Raw genomic sequence first — 15009 nt, forward strand, 5'->3', positions numbered from 1 at the left:
GCGAGGCGGAGTCATGAGCGAGCAGGTGACTGATCTCACTCCGGAACCGCTCGAGGACGCCGAGTTCCGCTCGGCGCTGGAGGCCATGCTGCTCGTGGTCGACGCTCCCGCCCCGGTGGACCAGCTCGCGGCCGCGCTGGGCGATACCGCCGAGCGGGTGGAGAGCACCCTGCGTGCGATGTCGGCCGAACTGACGGCGCGGTCCAGCGGTATCGATCTGCGTTTCGTCGGTGACGGTTGGCGCTTCTATACTCGCACCGAGTACGCGCCGTATGTGGAGCGGATGCTGCTCGACGGCTCCCGATCGAAATTGACCCGGGCGGCGTTGGAAACGCTGGCGGTGGTGGCATACCGTCAGCCGGTGACCAGGACCAGGGTCAGCGCGGTGCGCGGCGTGAACGTCGACGGGGTGATGCGCACGCTGCTGGCCAGGGGACTCATCGCCGAGGCAGGTGTCGACCCGGAGACCAACGGGACGCTGTACTGCACGACCGAGCTGTTCCTGGAACGGATCGGGCTCCCGTCGCTGAGCGACCTGCCGCCGCTGGCGCCCCTGCTTCCGGGCGTCGACCTGATCGACGAGATCAACGAGAGCCTGGAGACCGACCCCCGGTACACCAGGCTGAAGAAACCCGCCGAGGCCGATTTGGACCTCGGTACCGAAGAATGACAGGACATGATGAATACGCCCGCTCGCCGAGATGGCACACCGGATCGTAGGAAACGCGGCGCCCAGCCCGAACGGGGCGCGAGCCGCACTTCGAGCGCACGCGACGCGCGTTCGGCTCAACGGGGGATCACCGCCCGCGGCGCCCAGCAGGGGAGCGCGGGCCGCCGCGCGGCCGCGCCCGCCCCGACCCCACAGCGGCAGGCGAACCCGGGCGGCAAGAAGAAGCCCAAGCCACAGCGGCAGGTCGCGCAGCCGCCGCTGCTGAGCAACGCCAAGCCCGCGCGCCACCAGAACGTGGCACCCGCCGAAGGGCACACCAAACTGCCGTGGGGAGAAGGGGAGCGGCTGCAGAAGGTCCTCGCCAAGGCGGGCGTCGCCTCGCGCCGCGCCGCCGAGGAGATGATCGCGCAGGGCCGCGTCGAAGTCGACGGCATGATCGTGCGCGAGCAGGGGCTGCGCATCGACCCACAGCACGCGGTGGTGCGCGTCGACGGCACCCGCGTGGTGGTGCGCGAGGAACTGGTGCACGTCGCGCTGAACAAGCCCAAGGGCTGGCAGTCCACCATGTCCGACGATCTGGGCCGTCCCTGCGTCGGCGACATCGTGGCCGAGCGGATCGCCGCCGGTCAGCGCCTCTTCCACGTCGGGAGGCTTGATGCCGACACCGAGGGCCTGCTGCTGCTGACCAACGACGGGGATCTCGCGCACCGGCTCATGCACCCGTCCTTCGAGGTCTCCAAGACCTACCTGGCGACGGTGCAGGGCGAGGTCAACAACCGTGCGGTCGGCAAGCGGCTGCGGGAGGGCGTCGAGCTGGAGGACGGACCCGCCAAGGTCGACCGTTTCCAGGTGCTCGAGCTGGGGGAGGGACGTTCCCTGGTGAAGATCGTGTTGCACGAAGGGCGCAAACACATCGTGCGCCGACTGCTGGACGCGGTCGGCCACCCGGTCATCCGGCTGGTGCGCACGAATATCGGTCCGGTCGCGCTCGGCGACCAGCGGCCCGGCACACTGCGCGTGCTCGGCCGCGATGAAATCGGCAAACTCTACGAGGCGGTGTCGTTGTGAACGGTCTGGAGATCCCGGTGCAGGCGCCGGCGCGCATGTCCGGTACGAGCCCGCTGGTGATCGCCATGGACGGGCCGTCGGGCACCGGGAAGTCGAGCGTTTCGCGGCGCCTGGCCACCCGGCTCGGCGCGCAGTACCTCGACACCGGCGCCATGTACCGGGCGGCGACGCTGCGTGTGCTGCGCGCGGGCATCGAGCTCACCGACACCGCGGCCATCGCCGCCGCGGTCAAGGAGCTGCCGCTGTCCATCGGCACCGAGCCCAGCCGCGAGGTGATCGAGCTCGACGGCGAGGACGTCGCGTCGGAGATCCGCGGCGACGCCGTCACCAAGGCTGTTTCGGCGGTCTCCGCGGTGCCCGAGGTGCGGGAGCTGCTGGTCGCGATGCAGCGCGACATCACGGCGGTCGCGCGCCGGATCGTGGTGGAGGGCCGCGACATCGGCACCGTCGTGCTGCCCACGGCGGACGCGAAGATCTACCTGACCGCCTCCGCGGAGGCGCGCGCCCATCGGCGCAACCAGCAGAACATCGCCGAGGGCCGGGGCGACGACTACGCGGGCGTGCTCGCCGACGTGCAGCGCCGCGACACCCTCGACTCCACCCGCAAGGTGTCCCCGCTGCGCCCGGCCGCGGACGCGGTGCTGGTCGACACCAGCGAGCTGTCCATGGACGAGGTCATCGACGAGCTGTACCGCGTTGTCGCGCGGCAGCTTTCGGCGCTTCAGGCCGGAGGTGACCGGTGAACGGCGACGTGCTGGCCGGTGACGGCGTCTGGAGCGACGAGGCCGACTGGGAGCTGACCGATCTCGAGGGCGAGTTCGAGGATCAGGCGCACGTCGCGATGCCGACGCTCGCGGTGGTCGGCCGCCCGAACGTGGGCAAGTCGACGCTGGTGAACCGGATTCTGGGCCGCCGCGAAGCGGTCGTGGAGGACATTCCCGGGGTCACCCGCGACCGCGTGTCCTACGAGGCGAACTGGGCGGGTCGCCGCTTCCTGGTCCAGGACACCGGCGGCTGGGAGCCCGATGCGAAAGGGCTGCAGCAAGCGGTGGCCAGGCAGGCCGAACTGGCCATGCAGACCGCCGACGCGATCCTGCTGGTGGTCGACGCCGTGGTCGGCGCCACGGCCACCGACGAGGCGGCGGTGAAGAAGCTGCGCCGTTCCTCGGTGCCGGTCATCCTGGTCGCCAACAAGGTCGACGACGAGCGGGTGGAGGCCGAGGCTGCGGCGCTGTGGTCGCTCGGTCTGGGCGAGCCGCGCATGGTCAGCGCCGCGCACGGCCGCGGCACCGGCGACCTGCTCGACGACGTGCTCGCGGTGCTCCCGGAGACCCCGCGGGAGGGGACCGGCGGTACCGGTCCGCGCCGTGTCGCTCTGGTCGGCAAGCCCAATGTGGGCAAATCGAGCCTGCTGAACAAGCTGGCCGGTGACGAGCGGTCGGTGGTGCACGATGTCGCTGGCACGACCGTCGACCCGGTCGACTCGCTGGTCGAATTGGGCGGCAAGGTCTGGAAGTTCGTCGACACCGCCGGGTTGCGCCGCAAGGTCGCCAACGCCAGCGGCACCGAGTTCTACGCGTCGCTGCGCACCAAGTCCGCGCTGGAGGCCTCCGAGGTGGCGATCATGCTGATCGACGCCGCGCAGCCGATCACCGAACAGGATCTGCGCGTGATCAGCATGGTCGCCGACTCGGGGCGCGCGCTGGTGCTGGCGTTCAACAAGTGGGATCTGGTCGACGAGGACCGTCGCCTGCAGTTGGAGCGCGAGGTCGACCGCGATCTGGTGCGGGTGCCGTGGGCGCAGCGGGTGAACATCTCCGCGCACACCGGCCGCGCGGTGCAGAAGCTCGTACCCGCCATGGAAACGGCGCTCGAGTCCTGGGACAAGCGCATTCCGACGGGCCGGCTGAACACCTGGCTGAAGGAAGTGATCGCCGCGACCCCGCCGCCGATGCGCGGCGGCCGGTTGCCCCGCGTGCTGTTCGCGACCCAGGCCACGACCCGGCCGCCCACGTTCGTGCTGTTCACCACCGGCTTCCTGGAGGCGGGCTATCGCCGCTTCCTGGAGCGCCGACTGCGCGAGGAGTTCGGCTTCGACGGGTCGCCGGTCCGCATCTCGGTCCGTGTGCGCGAGAAGCGGGAACGCTCCAAGAAGTAGACCGCTTGCAGACGACCATGGCGATGGGTGCGGGAAGTTCCGAACCGGGGCTTTCCGCATCTATCCCCGAGTGGAGTCCAGGACCATCGCCGGTAGCCGGGGCTGTCGGCCACGGGTGAACTCGGCCGACCACACCGGGTCGTCGGCGACATCGGCGTTTTCGTGTTCGGCCCTGTCGTCGAGTTTCTCTTGGGTCTCGGTTGGTCGGCCATCAGGTGATCGACCTGTGTCATCGCTTCATCCCGTCGCGCCGCCGGACTTCCCGTGCGGGCGGTGGGCTGTTGGGACCGCACACTGGGCGGTCAGGTGGCGAATGCTCAGCGATCATCGCTAATCGGCGAGAGTGGCGTATAAATCCGTTATAGATCTGGCTATTTGTTGCGGCTGTGTTATGTAGCGAGTAAGACGGCGCGCGCTCAGCAAATCTCTGGCATCATCCGGTCATGGCCATTCCCAGTGCTCTCCCGGAAAGCGGACCCCGCGTGCCCGTGTTCGAGACGGGATGGCCGGTGCGCCTGGGCGACACCGGAGGCGACCAGCGCCTGCGGCTGGACGGCGTCGCACGGTACCTGCAAGACATCGGCTACGACCATCTCGAGGTCCTCGACGACGGTGACATCCATCGCCTGTGGGTGGTCCGCAGAACAGTCATCGACGCACTCAAACCGATCGAGTTCGGCGAGTGGGTGACGCTGCGGCGCTGGCCCTCGGCGACGTCCACCCGCTGGTGCGCGATGCGCGTCCAGATCTGCGGCAGCGGGGGTGGCCTGGTGGAGACCGAGGGCTTCCTGATCCACTTCGGCACCGAGTCCGGCGTCCCGGCCCGGATGAGCGACCGCTTTCTGGCGCCCATGCTGGCCTGCACGACCGAACACCGGCTCCGGTGGAAGGCGGAACTCACCGACCCGATGCCGCAGGCCGGTGAGCCCGGCGTGCGGATCCGTCCCTTCCCCTTGCGCGTCACCGACATCGACCTGCTCGATCATGTGAACAACGCGGTCTACCTGACCGCGCTCGAGGAAGTTCTGGCCGATCACGCCGAACTGAAGTCCAACCCGCACCGGGTGGTGATCGAGTACGGGAAGCCGGTGCGGGCCGGGGAGGATCTCCGGCTCGTCTCCCGTCGCACCGGATCGTGCCTGGACGTCTGGTTCGTCGTCGGCGCGGACTCGCGCGCGGTCGCCCGCGTCACGCCGCGATGATGGACGCTGCTGGCGCCTACCGCGCCAACTCCTCGACCGTGGCATGGGCGCCTTTGGTGCGCAGTGAACGCAACGCTGCCAGGTAGGCGGTCACGAAACGAGGCCGGTCGATCAGATCGCCGAATACCGAACGCTCGGCGAGGAATGCGGTGGGCTGCTCGCGTTCCCGCCGCGCGAGTGGAATCAACTGGTCGCGCAGGCGGTCCACGACCTCGATCGGCGCCCCCTGTTCGTCCACGCCCTCGGCATAGCGCGCCCAGCTCGCGACAACCGCGGCCGCGCAGTCGATCTCGCCGCCGGAGTCGAGCTGCGCCCGGATCACCGGCAGCAGCCACTTCGGGATGCGGTCGGAGGATTCCGCGCACAGCCGGGCGATGGTGTCGCCGATCGCGGGGTTGGCGAACCGCTCGAGCAGGGTCCGCTTGTAGCGATCCAGGTCGACGCCGGGAACCGCCCGCAGGGTCGGGGTCGCCTCGGCGTCCATGTAGCGCAGCAGGAATCGCCGGAAGGCCGGGTCCTGCGCGGCCTCGTGGACCAATCGATAGCCGCTCAGATACCCGAAGTAGCACAGCGCCTGGTGGCTGGCGTTGAGCAGCCGCAGTTTCATCAGCTCATACGGTGTCACGTCGTCGACGAGCTGGACGCCGACCTCGTCGAAGGCAGGGCGGCCCAGGCCGAAGGAATCCTCCAGCACCCACTGCGCGAACGGCTCGGTCAGGACCGGCCAGCGGTCGGTGATTCCGTAACGTCGCTCGATCTCGTCGGTCGCGGCCGGGGGCGTCACCGGGGTTATCCGGTCCACCATCGAATTCGGGAAATGCACCCGTTCGGCCACCCAGGCGCCGAGTCCGGGATCGCGCAGCGCGGCGAACGCGCCGAACATCCGGCGCGCGACGTGCCCATTGCCCTCGATGTTGTCACACGAGAGCACGGTGAACGGCGCGAGACCGCGCGACCTGCGTCGCGCCAAAGCCTCGGTGACAAGCCCGAACACCGTGGCGGGCGGCGCGTTGGCGGCGAGATCGGCACGGATGCCGGGATCGTCGGCGTCGAAGTCCCCGGTGTCGGCGGCGACGCGGTAGCCGCCCTCGGTGATGGTGAGCGAGACGATCCGGGTGGCCGGATCGGCGAGCTTCTCCACCACGGCCTCGGGATCGTCCGGCGCGTACCGGTACTCGACGATCGAACCGACGACCCGTGTGGCCCAAGCGCCGTCCGGCGCGAGCGTCGACAGCGTGTACAAGCCGTCCTGCGCCGCGAGGACGTCGCGCATCCGCCGATCGCCGGGGAGCACGCCGACCCCGCAGATGCCCCAGTCGCGCGCGAGCCCGCGTTCGAGCAGCCGGTCGACGTACATCGCCTGATGCGCGCGATGGAACCCGCCGACGCCGAAATGCACTATCCCAGTCGAGATCCGGGATCGGTCGTAGGTCGGCGTCGAGACGCGACCGCGGAACTCCGGCATCGTCGCCGCCCGTAAGGGCGTCGCCGAATCCTCGGGCATCCCGCACCTCCCGGTGTTGTGAAGATCAGATTCTAATGCAGCAGACCGTCTTCGTGGCCGTCGGCATCCGAGCACTGGAAACCACGCGGCCACAGCTGCTTTCGCTGGCATGGACCGAGCCTCCGTCACCATGGCGACTCGACTCGGGTCCGCGTCACCGTCAGTGGATGCCGGGCCGGTATACCCACCCGCCCGGCCGAATGGATCACCCGATGCGCCCGTCTGCGGGGCTGGTTTCGTCGCGCTGCCCGCCCAGTGTCCGGCGCGGGCGCCATGCTCGCCGAGCGAGTTCGCGGGAAGCCGAACTCCGTCAGCTCGGCGGCGGCGGCGTCAGCAGCGAGTCGAGGCCGTGCCGCCGGGCGCCGAGCACCCGCCGCGAGTTCTCCCGCTCTACCTCCGCGGAGAATCCATCGGCGCGCCACCGATCGACGGCCCGCTGCGTGTCCTCCTCGACGAGATCTGCGTTGATCGCCGCACCGGCCGTGACGCCACTGGCGGCGGCCTGCACCACCCCGGCGGCGATGTCGCTGACGTTGCCTGCGACCCAGACTCCGGGAACCGAGGTGCGTCCGCCGACGTCCGCGGCGACATGGGTGCCGAATCCCGAAGGGTGCTCGGCTGTTCCGACGCCGAGACCGAGTAGGAGGGCGTCGCGGGCGACCACTCGCGGCGCGATGGCCAGGGCGGCGATCGGCACCAGGCGGCCGGAATCCAGCCGGGCGCCGGCGAGGCGATCGTCCACGGTCTCGAGTGCGCTGACCACGCCGTCCACGACGGCGATGCCGCGGGCCGCGAGCCGCTCGGCCTGTTCGGTGCTCGGCGCGGGCGAGGAGTGTCGCAGCAACGTCACCTGCGTGCTCCACTGCCGGAACAGCAACGCGTGGTGCACCGAGCCGAGCACCCCGATCGGCCGGTCACGGATCTCCCAGCCGTGGCAGTAGGGGCAGTGCACCACGTCGCGGCCCCACCGTTCCCGCAAACCGGTGATCGGCGGCAGCTCATCCACCAGGCCGCTTGCGACGAGTAACCGGCGACCGCGAAGCGATCCGCGATCGGTGTCCACCACGAAACCATCCTGCGTCCGCCGCGCGGACTCGGCGCGCGCGTAGACGACCCGCCCGCCGTACTGCTCCACCTCGCGCGCACCGACCGCCACCAGCGCGGTCGGCGGCATGCCGTCGCGCGTCAACCATCCGTGCACACCCGCGGCGGGGCGGTTGCGCGGCTCGCGGGCGTCGATCACGACTACCGAGCGGCGCGCCCGCGCCAGCGTCAGCGCCGCCGACAACCCGGCCGCTCCGCCACCGATAACCACTACATCTACCTGTGTTTCATCAACCATGCCCCACGGTGCCGCGGAAGTAATGAATTCGGCAAATATCTTTGCTACTTCGGCAACAAACTCGCAAGCCGGACGTCCGCGGCATCACCGCGCGCATCCCGGCCGGTGATCACCGCGGCCTTGGCGCACTGCCTGCTGGGAAGGTACGGACCTCGGCGAAGACTCTCGGGGTGATGCCGACGTCACCCGGCGGTCCGTCTCGATGGGCGCCGATCGAGGACGAGCCCGCCCGCCGGCTGCGCACGTTCTGACGCGCGGCCGACGACCCTACCGGGAGGTTTAGCGCCGCGCGACTGGGTAGACCGTCGATGACCAGCATCAACGCCAGAAAGGTAGGAGCGATGTCGGAACCCATCACGAGCACGCTGGACCCCGAGCAGCAGCGCATCGCGGGCGAGACACTGCGCGGGACCGTCGTCGACCTGATCGACCTGTCGCTGATCGCCAAGCAGGCGCACTGGAACGTCGTCGGCGCCAATTTCCGGTCGGTCCATCTGGCGCTGGACGAATTGGTCACCGCCGCACGAGAGTTCACCGACGCGGCGGCGGAACGCGCCACCGCCGTCGGGGTCAGCCCGGACGGACGCGCCTCGACAGTGGCCAAGGACTCCGGAGCGCTCGGCATCGGTGAAGGCTGGCAGCAGGACACCGACGTCATCGACGCGATCGTCAGCAACCTCGCCGCCGTGATCAAGCGACTACGCGAGCGGATCGCCGCGACCGAGAAGGCCGACCCGGTGACCCAGGATCTGTTCCTGGACATCGCCGCGCGCCTGGAGCAGTTGCACTGGATGTGGCAAGCCCAGCTCGCCACGGTCTGATGAAGGTGATCACCTGCGCGTTCGGTGCGCATGCCGCCGAGACGACCACGGTCGCGGTGCGGATCCCCGCCGACGAGCGGCACCTGGCCCTGATCCGCGGGCTGGCCGATACCGTGTGCCTGGTCGCCGATCTGCCGTTCGGCGCGGCCGCGGACATCCGGCTGGCGATCAACGAGATCGCCACGATGCTGGTCGCGGGCTCGGTACCCGGCTCGACGCTCGGCTGTGAGTTCACCTACGGCACCGATCGCATGAGCATGCGCGTCGACGCGACCGCCGCGACCGAGGACGAGGTCGGCGGCGATCCGCTGAGCTGGGAACTGGTCCGGATGCTCGCCAGTTCCCTGTCGATTTCCCGTGACCCTTTTGACTCGGACCTTCGTGGGTATCCGACCGTCATCGAATTCAGTTGGGAACGAGGACCATTTGATGACACTCGAGTTCACGACCGATCGGAATGACATGGCTGGGCGCACGCGCGGAGGTGACAGCTACGACAACATCGAACCCTGGTTCGAGAAGCTCGCCGCGGTGGATGAGACCGACCCGCACCACGCGGAGCTGCGCGAAGAGGTGGTGCGGCGGTGTCTTCCGCTCGCGGAGCACATCGCGCGCAAGTTCGCCGGCCGTGGCGAGTCCTTCGACGACCTGCTCCAGATCGCCCGTGTCGGCTTGGTACTGGCGGTGGACCGTTTCGACATCACCCGCGGCAGCTCGTTTCTCGGGTTCGCGGTTCCCACCATCATGGGCGAGGTGCGCAGGCATTTCCGGGACAACACCTGGTCGCTGCGGGTTCCGCGCAGGCTCAAGGAGATCCAGTTGCGCATCGGCCCGACCACCGAGACGCTGTCGCACCGCCTGGGGCGGATGCCGACGGCCAGGGAGATCGCCGCCGAGCTGGACGTCGAGCTGGGCGAGGTCACCCAGGCGCTCATCGCGGGCAACGCCTACCAGACCAACTCGCTGGACTCCGCCAGCCGCAACGACGACGAAGGGACGCCGCAACCGCTCGCGGACACCCTCGGCGCGGAGGAACCGTGCTACCAGCTGCTGGAGCAGGCGATGGCGGTGCGCCCGCTGATCGCCGAGCTGTCGCCGCGCGACCGCCAAGTGCTGATCCTGCGCTTCTTCGAATCCCGGACCCAGGCCCAGATCGCGGAACGGCTGGGCGTCTCGCAGATGCAGGTGTCCCGGATCCTGGCCCGGATCCTCGGCGAACTGCGCGAGCGCGCGCTCGGTAGCGACGAGGTAGCGTCCCGGGCCGCCTGAGCTCACGTGCGGGGGCGGCCGCAGGAGTCGGGTCACGGCGAGGACGACACTTCGCTCGTCCAGCCGCACGGCAGTGCGCAGCTGGCGATGACCTTGGTCTCCATGTCACCGTTGTCGTAGTGCAGCGTGGTGGTCGCCGCGGAAGCGGGATAGCCGCACACACGGCATTTGCCGAAGAAGTCGAGGATCTCTTCCGCGCGGGAGCGCGCGAGTCGTCGGGTGGGCTTGTGGTCCATCACCTCTCCAGCCAGCGTGTCATCCTGCCGAGCAGGCGTCTGCGACGTTAGGAGCGCCGGTCTGCGGGCGCCTCGGTTCCGGCGATCATTGGGCGAATTCACAGCCGCCGTCCCACTCGATTGGGCGTGGTCCCAGGCGCAGGTGAATGCCTGGCAATCGCAGGGGATTTCGCGCGTTTTGCTGGTAGCGGCGATGATGCCGGAGATACTTGACCTCGCTTGTGACTGACGTTACAAAGGAGCTACCCGCCGACCCGAAGTTCTTCGAACCGGCCGACGAGAAGTGCGCGAAGTTGGTTACCGATGTCATCGATGTAGTCGCGGAATTCGCGATCGCCCGCAAAGCCATGTGGGATCTGCTGCTGGAACCGCAGACCTATCCGCGCATGTTCACCGGTATCGGCGCGTGTGAGCAGATCCAATCCGCCGACGGCAACGTCGTGTGGCAGATGCGCGTCGGCACCTATGCGACCGGTATCCGCACGCACCAGATCCGCCTGAGTGTCGGCCGCTGGTACGAGAGCTTCGAAATGCAGTACGCCGCGCTCGGCAGCTTCGCGTCGGTGCGGCTGCACGGCGACGAGGAGCGCACCAAGGTCACGGTCACCTACTTCGCGCCGAGCCGGGTGCATCCGCGCGTCGCGGAGTTGTCCAACGTGGCCATCGCGGACTGGACCAAGAGCGGATTGCGCCGGGTGGCCGATGTGGCCAAGGGCGCGCGGACGTCGCTGATCGTCAACGGCGAGGATTCGCCGATCCGGCGGAACGCGGGCGTCGCACGGCAGATGGTGGCGTCCGGCGTCGTGCTGCCCGTGCGTCCGGATCGCAGCTTCAAACAGCTGCGCTCGCTGGCCAAGTGGGGATTCAACCTGGCGGGCGGGTACGCGGCGGGCGCGGCGTTCGATCCGGAGCGGACCGCGATCGTCGACGACCGCGGCACCCGCTCCTTCGCCGACATGCACGAGCGGACCAACGCGCTCGCCGCGGCGATGGCCGCACTCGGTCTCGGCTCCGGCGACGCCATCGGACTGCTGTCGCGCAACCACGCGGGCATGGTCGAATGCATGGTCGCCGCAGGCAAACTCGGCGTGGACGTGGCCCTGCTCAACTCGGGGCTGGCCGGTCGCACCATCGAGGAGATCGTGCAGCGCGACCGCCTGTCGGCGGTCTTCGTCGACGGTGACCTCGAGCAGCTGGTGCAATACCTGCACGCCGACATCCCGCGCTACAACACCGACGGGCGGCCCCCGGTGCCCGGCCGGATCACCGTGAACGATCTGGTGGCGCAGGGGCACCGCACGTTTCGCACACCGGCGCAGCCGGGACGGCTGATCGTGCTCACCTCCGGGACCAGCGGGACGCCGAAGGGCGCGCGCAGACCGCATCCGAAGGGCTTCGCGTCCATCGCGGCGCTGCTGTCGCGCATCCCGATGCAGATGAACGACGTCGTGCTGATTCCGGCTCCGCTGTTCCACACCTGGGGGCTGGCCGGGCTGCAACTGAGCACCGCCTTGCGCGCGACCGTGGTGCTCCCGGAGCGGTTCGACGCGGAGGACTGCCTGCGCCGCATCGCCGAACACCAGGTCAACACGGTGATCGTGGTACCGACCATGGTGCAGCGCATCCTCGATCTGCCCGCGCACGTGCGCGCACGATACGACACCTCCAGCCTGCGCCACGTGATCAGCTGCGGCGCACCGCTCGCGGGTGCGACCGTCGAGCGATTCATGGAGGCCTACGGCGACGTCCTGTACAACGTCTACGGTTCCACCGAGGTCTCCTGGGCGACCGTCGCCACCCCGGAGGATCTGCACACCTCGCCGACCACGGCGGGCCGTCCGCCGCTGGGCACCAAGATCGCCGTGCTCGGACCGGATCACCGCAGGCTGCCGATCGGCGCCACCGGGCACATCTTCGTCGGCAACCACATGCTGTTCGACGGTTACGTCAACGCGGCGCCGCCGGACGAGGCGCACGGCATGCTCGACACCGGCGACCTGGGCTATCTCGACGCCGCGGGGCGGTTGTTCATCGCGGGCCGCGACGACGAGATGATCATCTCCGGCGGCGAGAACGTCTTCCCGCGTCCGGTCGAGGAGGCGCTCGCGCACCTGCCGCAGGTCAGCGACGTCGCGGTGGTCGGGGTGCCGGACCACGAATTCGGCCAGCGGTTGGTGGCCTTCGTGGTCAAACGCGAAGGAGCCGGGCTGGATTCGGACATGGTCCGCACCTATATCCGAAACCGCTTGAGCCGCTTCTCCGTGCCACGGGAGGTCACCTTCCTCACGGCGCTTCCGCGTGGTGACACCGGCAAGATCCTCAAGCGCCTGCTGGCCGGTCCCAGCGCAACGCCGCAGCCGCTGCCGCCCTCGATCAACGGACTCGGCACGGCGGGCTCGACGTGATCGCGCAACCGGGGCGCGCCAGCCGGTGAGCCGAGCGCCGTCCCTTCCGTGGACGGGCGCGGCGGGCCGGGCTGTCAGTAGACGGTGTCTTCCAGATCCGACAGCGCCGTCTCGAGGTGGTCGAGCAGCGTGGCCACGTCCGGCACGCCGCGGCGGCAGGCGACGATGCCGATGTCGAGGCTGTCGGCGTGACTGGTGAGCGTGATGTTCACCGCCTGGCCGTCCAGCGGGATGGACAGCGGGTAGCTGGCCTCGAGGCGGGCGCCGTTCCAGTACCGAGGTTCGCGCGGGCCGGGAACATTGGAGATGACGATGTTGAACGGCGGGTTGGTCAGAGCGGTCGTGGCGGGAACGAGCAGCGCCAGCGCCAGCGGGCTCAGCGTCAGCGCCGACAGCGAGACCGCCTGCGCAGGGGAGAGCTCGCGATAGATCTCTTTGCTGCGGCGCATCGACGAGCTGATGGCCGCGAGCCGCCGCGCCGGATCGGCCAGATCGGTGGCGAGCCCGCACAGCAGCGCCGCCACCGCGTTGCCGCCGGTGTGACCCTCGTCGGAATCCGGGCGCAGCGAGACCGGCACCATCGCGACCAGCGGTTTGTCCGGCAGGGCGTGATGGGCCATCAGGTAGGCGCGCAGCGCGCCCGCCGCCATGGCCAGCACCACGTCGTTGAGGGTCGTGCCGGTCATCTTCTTGACCTGGCGCAGGCGATCCAGCGGCCACGAGCGGACGGCGCAGCGGCGTGCCCCGCCGATCGGGACGTTGAACAGCGTGCGCGGCGCGGCGAAGGGCAGCGTCAACTGCTGTTCCAGGAGGGCGGTGCGGGCCAGGCGCAAGATCGCGGGCGCCGCGCCCGCCGCGGCGACCATCGCCCGCGCCGCCCCACCGAGCGTGCGCGACCGCGACGGGGTCTCCTCGCGCCGGTCCGAAGGCGGCAGATGCCAGGGCGCCGGCGCTTCGCGGGAGTCCGGGTCGCTGGTCAGCGTGCGCTGCATCAGGCGCTGGGCGGCGACGCCGTCCATGAGGGCGTGGTGCATCTTCGCATAGAAGGCGACGCGGTCACCGGCGAGCCGTTCGATCAGGTGCATTTCCCACAGCGGCCGATGGCGGTCCAGCAGGGTGCTGTGCAGTCCGGCGGTCATCTCCACCAGCGGGTCCGGGCCACCTGTCTCCGGTAGCGCCCACCGCTGTAGGTGGTAGTCGAGTTCGATGGTGCGCTCTACCGTCCACGCCAGCTGCGGTGTGCCGAACAGCCGGGCCGGTCGCTTGCGGAAGGTGCGGTGGAAGTCCTGCTCGGCCGCCAGGGTCGCGTACGCGCGCCGGGCGAACTCCGGTCCCGTGCTGTCCATCGGATCGAAGATCTGGAGTGCTCCGACGTGCATCGGGTGCTCGCGTGATTCCGCGATGAGGAACAAGGCGTCCAGCGGCGAGATGAATTCCATGGGCAGTTCCCTCCTGCGACGCCGCGGCGTCGCCGCGGTCCGGTTCGGCGCGGGGGAGTGTCGGCGACGGGCGTGCCGCGGGGAGCTCATGGCGCCGGAGGAGAACTGCGCCGGTCGAACGACAATCCACCAACGATGATTCGACGCCGAATCCGGACCGGCTGGGCGGTCCGGGATGGATTGTTCCGCGGGGGCCTCAGGACAGCCGGCTCACCGGCCAATCGGCGGGCAGCTCGAGGCGCTGGCTGATCAAGTGGATCGCGCTGTGCAGCGCCTGGATTTCGTCGACGCCGCTGGCCACCGAGGCGCCCTGCTCGCTGATGTGGAACCGGCACAGATGGTGCCGCCGGTCGGCCGCCAGATACGGCCTGCCGATGATGATCGACAGCGAGCTGTCGGCATCGCGCAGCGTGCGCGCGGCGATGAGGGCCTGCGGCTCGTGCACCGCCGTCGTGGCGGCGCGCGACGGGCGGGTCGGGGTGGCGGGGAACCGCGGATCGGACGGCTCGGTCACCTCGAAGTGCGCGCCGCGGTCGTTCGCCTGCCGCAGCTCGTCGGCGATCTCCTGGAACGCGCGATACAGCGCCGCGATGGAATCGGCGCCGTGCGCCCAGCGCTCACCGATGCCCTGGATGCGGAATCCGCACACCACGCCCGTGTCACCCGGTGCCATCTGCGGCTTGCCGACCTCGATCGACACTTCCCGCGCCGCGTCGGCGACGGTGCGGGTGGCGATCACCTCCCGGATGCGACGCCATTTCGTGTTCGCGATCGCACCGCCGTGTTCGGACTCGCGCACTGCGGGCGTGGTCGTGTCCCCAGTGACCCGCGCCGGTATCGCTCTCATAGTGGGGGGAGTACCCAACTCCCGCGCCGGTTATCCTGCGGATCACGT

The 15009-nt window shown here is 69.5% G+C and carries 14 protein-coding genes; 9 read left to right on the forward strand and 5 right to left on the reverse strand.

The genetic code is table 11. The features are described from left to right. The first annotated feature begins 13 nt into the window (after positions 1-13). The 5 genes from scpB (at position 14) to ON34_RS31970 (ending at position 5098) form a co-directional block, all read left to right on the forward strand. Positions 14-670, forward strand: coding sequence for an SMC-Scp complex subunit ScpB (scpB, locus tag ON34_RS31950; protein WP_040786919.1), 657 nt, complete (start codon positions 14-16; stop codon positions 668-670). A gap of 9 nt (positions 671-679) precedes the next feature. Next, complete coding sequence (locus tag ON34_RS31955) at positions 680-1738, forward strand: pseudouridine synthase (protein WP_083889979.1); 1059 nt, start codon at positions 680-682, stop codon at positions 1736-1738. A gap of 35 nt (positions 1739-1773) precedes the next feature. Continuing rightward, the gene (cmk, locus tag ON34_RS31960; protein WP_040787355.1) at positions 1774-2481 is read left to right on the forward strand and encodes a (d)CMP kinase; all 708 of its coding nucleotides are present in this window, start codon (positions 1774-1776) and stop codon (positions 2479-2481) included. Continuing rightward, on the forward strand, positions 2478-3896 hold the full coding sequence (gene der, locus ON34_RS31965; RefSeq protein WP_040786923.1) for a ribosome biogenesis GTPase Der: 1419 nt from the start codon (positions 2478-2480) through the stop codon (positions 3894-3896). The genes cmk and der overlap by 4 nt, the downstream gene beginning before the upstream one ends. A gap of 443 nt (positions 3897-4339) precedes the next feature. Next, positions 4340-5098: an acyl-[acyl-carrier-protein] thioesterase gene (locus ON34_RS31970; RefSeq protein ID WP_040786927.1), complete on the forward strand. Its 759-nt coding sequence runs from the start codon at positions 4340-4342 to the stop codon at positions 5096-5098. A gap of 16 nt (positions 5099-5114) precedes the next feature. Here the strand turns inward: ON34_RS31970 and ON34_RS31975 are convergent, their stop codons facing one another. Together ON34_RS31975 and ON34_RS31980 are read right to left on the reverse strand one after the other, a co-directional pair. Next, complete coding sequence (locus ON34_RS31975) at positions 5115-6563, reverse strand: mannitol dehydrogenase family protein (protein WP_040786930.1); 1449 nt, start codon at positions 6561-6563, stop codon at positions 5115-5117. Between the two features lie 349 nt (positions 6564-6912). After that, positions 6913-7944 (reverse strand): NAD(P)/FAD-dependent oxidoreductase, encoded by a 1032-nt coding sequence (locus tag ON34_RS31980; RefSeq protein ID WP_040786933.1) that lies wholly within the window; start codon positions 7942-7944, stop codon positions 6913-6915. 341 nt (positions 7945-8285) lie between these two features. Between ON34_RS31980 and ON34_RS31985 the strand changes: the two genes are divergently transcribed. From ON34_RS31985 to ON34_RS31995, 3 genes are read left to right on the forward strand one after another with little or no spacing between them, the layout of a single operon-like run. Continuing rightward, positions 8286-8765: a Dps family protein gene (locus ON34_RS31985; RefSeq protein WP_040786936.1), complete on the forward strand. Its 480-nt coding sequence runs from the start codon at positions 8286-8288 to the stop codon at positions 8763-8765. After that, positions 8765-9226, forward strand: a complete 462-nt coding sequence (locus ON34_RS31990; protein WP_063821789.1) for an ATP-binding protein — start codon at positions 8765-8767, stop codon at positions 9224-9226. The genes ON34_RS31985 and ON34_RS31990 overlap by 1 nt, the downstream gene beginning before the upstream one ends. Continuing rightward, on the forward strand, positions 9195-10034 hold the full coding sequence (locus ON34_RS31995; protein WP_083889952.1) for an RNA polymerase sigma factor SigF: 840 nt from the start codon (positions 9195-9197) through the stop codon (positions 10032-10034). The genes ON34_RS31990 and ON34_RS31995 overlap by 32 nt, the downstream gene beginning before the upstream one ends. Before the next feature lie 32 nt (positions 10035-10066). Here the strand turns inward: ON34_RS31995 and ON34_RS32000 are convergent, their stop codons facing one another. Then, complete coding sequence (locus tag ON34_RS32000; RefSeq protein ID WP_040786939.1) at positions 10067-10270, reverse strand: hypothetical protein; 204 nt, start codon at positions 10268-10270, stop codon at positions 10067-10069. A gap of 293 nt (positions 10271-10563) precedes the next feature. On the opposite strand from ON34_RS32000, the gene ON34_RS32005 reads away from it, so the two are divergent. Then, a complete protein-coding gene (locus ON34_RS32005) occupies positions 10564-12675 on the forward strand; it encodes an AMP-binding protein (protein ID WP_051023486.1) in 2112 nt (703 codons plus the stop codon). Positions 12676-12749: 74 nt separating this feature from the next. Here ON34_RS32005 and ON34_RS32010 read toward each other — a convergent pair whose 3' ends face one another. Further along, positions 12750-14114 (reverse strand): WS/DGAT/MGAT family O-acyltransferase, encoded by a 1365-nt coding sequence (locus ON34_RS32010; protein WP_040786942.1) that lies wholly within the window; start codon positions 14112-14114, stop codon positions 12750-12752. 196 nt (positions 14115-14310) lie between these two features. Continuing rightward, on the reverse strand, positions 14311-14961 hold the full coding sequence (locus tag ON34_RS32015; RefSeq protein ID WP_157172554.1) for a DUF6968 family protein: 651 nt from the start codon (positions 14959-14961) through the stop codon (positions 14311-14313). Positions 14962-15009 lie beyond the last annotated feature (48 nt).

This window comes from Nocardia pneumoniae NBRC 100136 (assembly GCF_000308755.1).
GTDB classification, from domain to species: domain Bacteria; phylum Actinomycetota; class Actinomycetes; order Mycobacteriales; family Mycobacteriaceae; genus Nocardia; species Nocardia pneumoniae.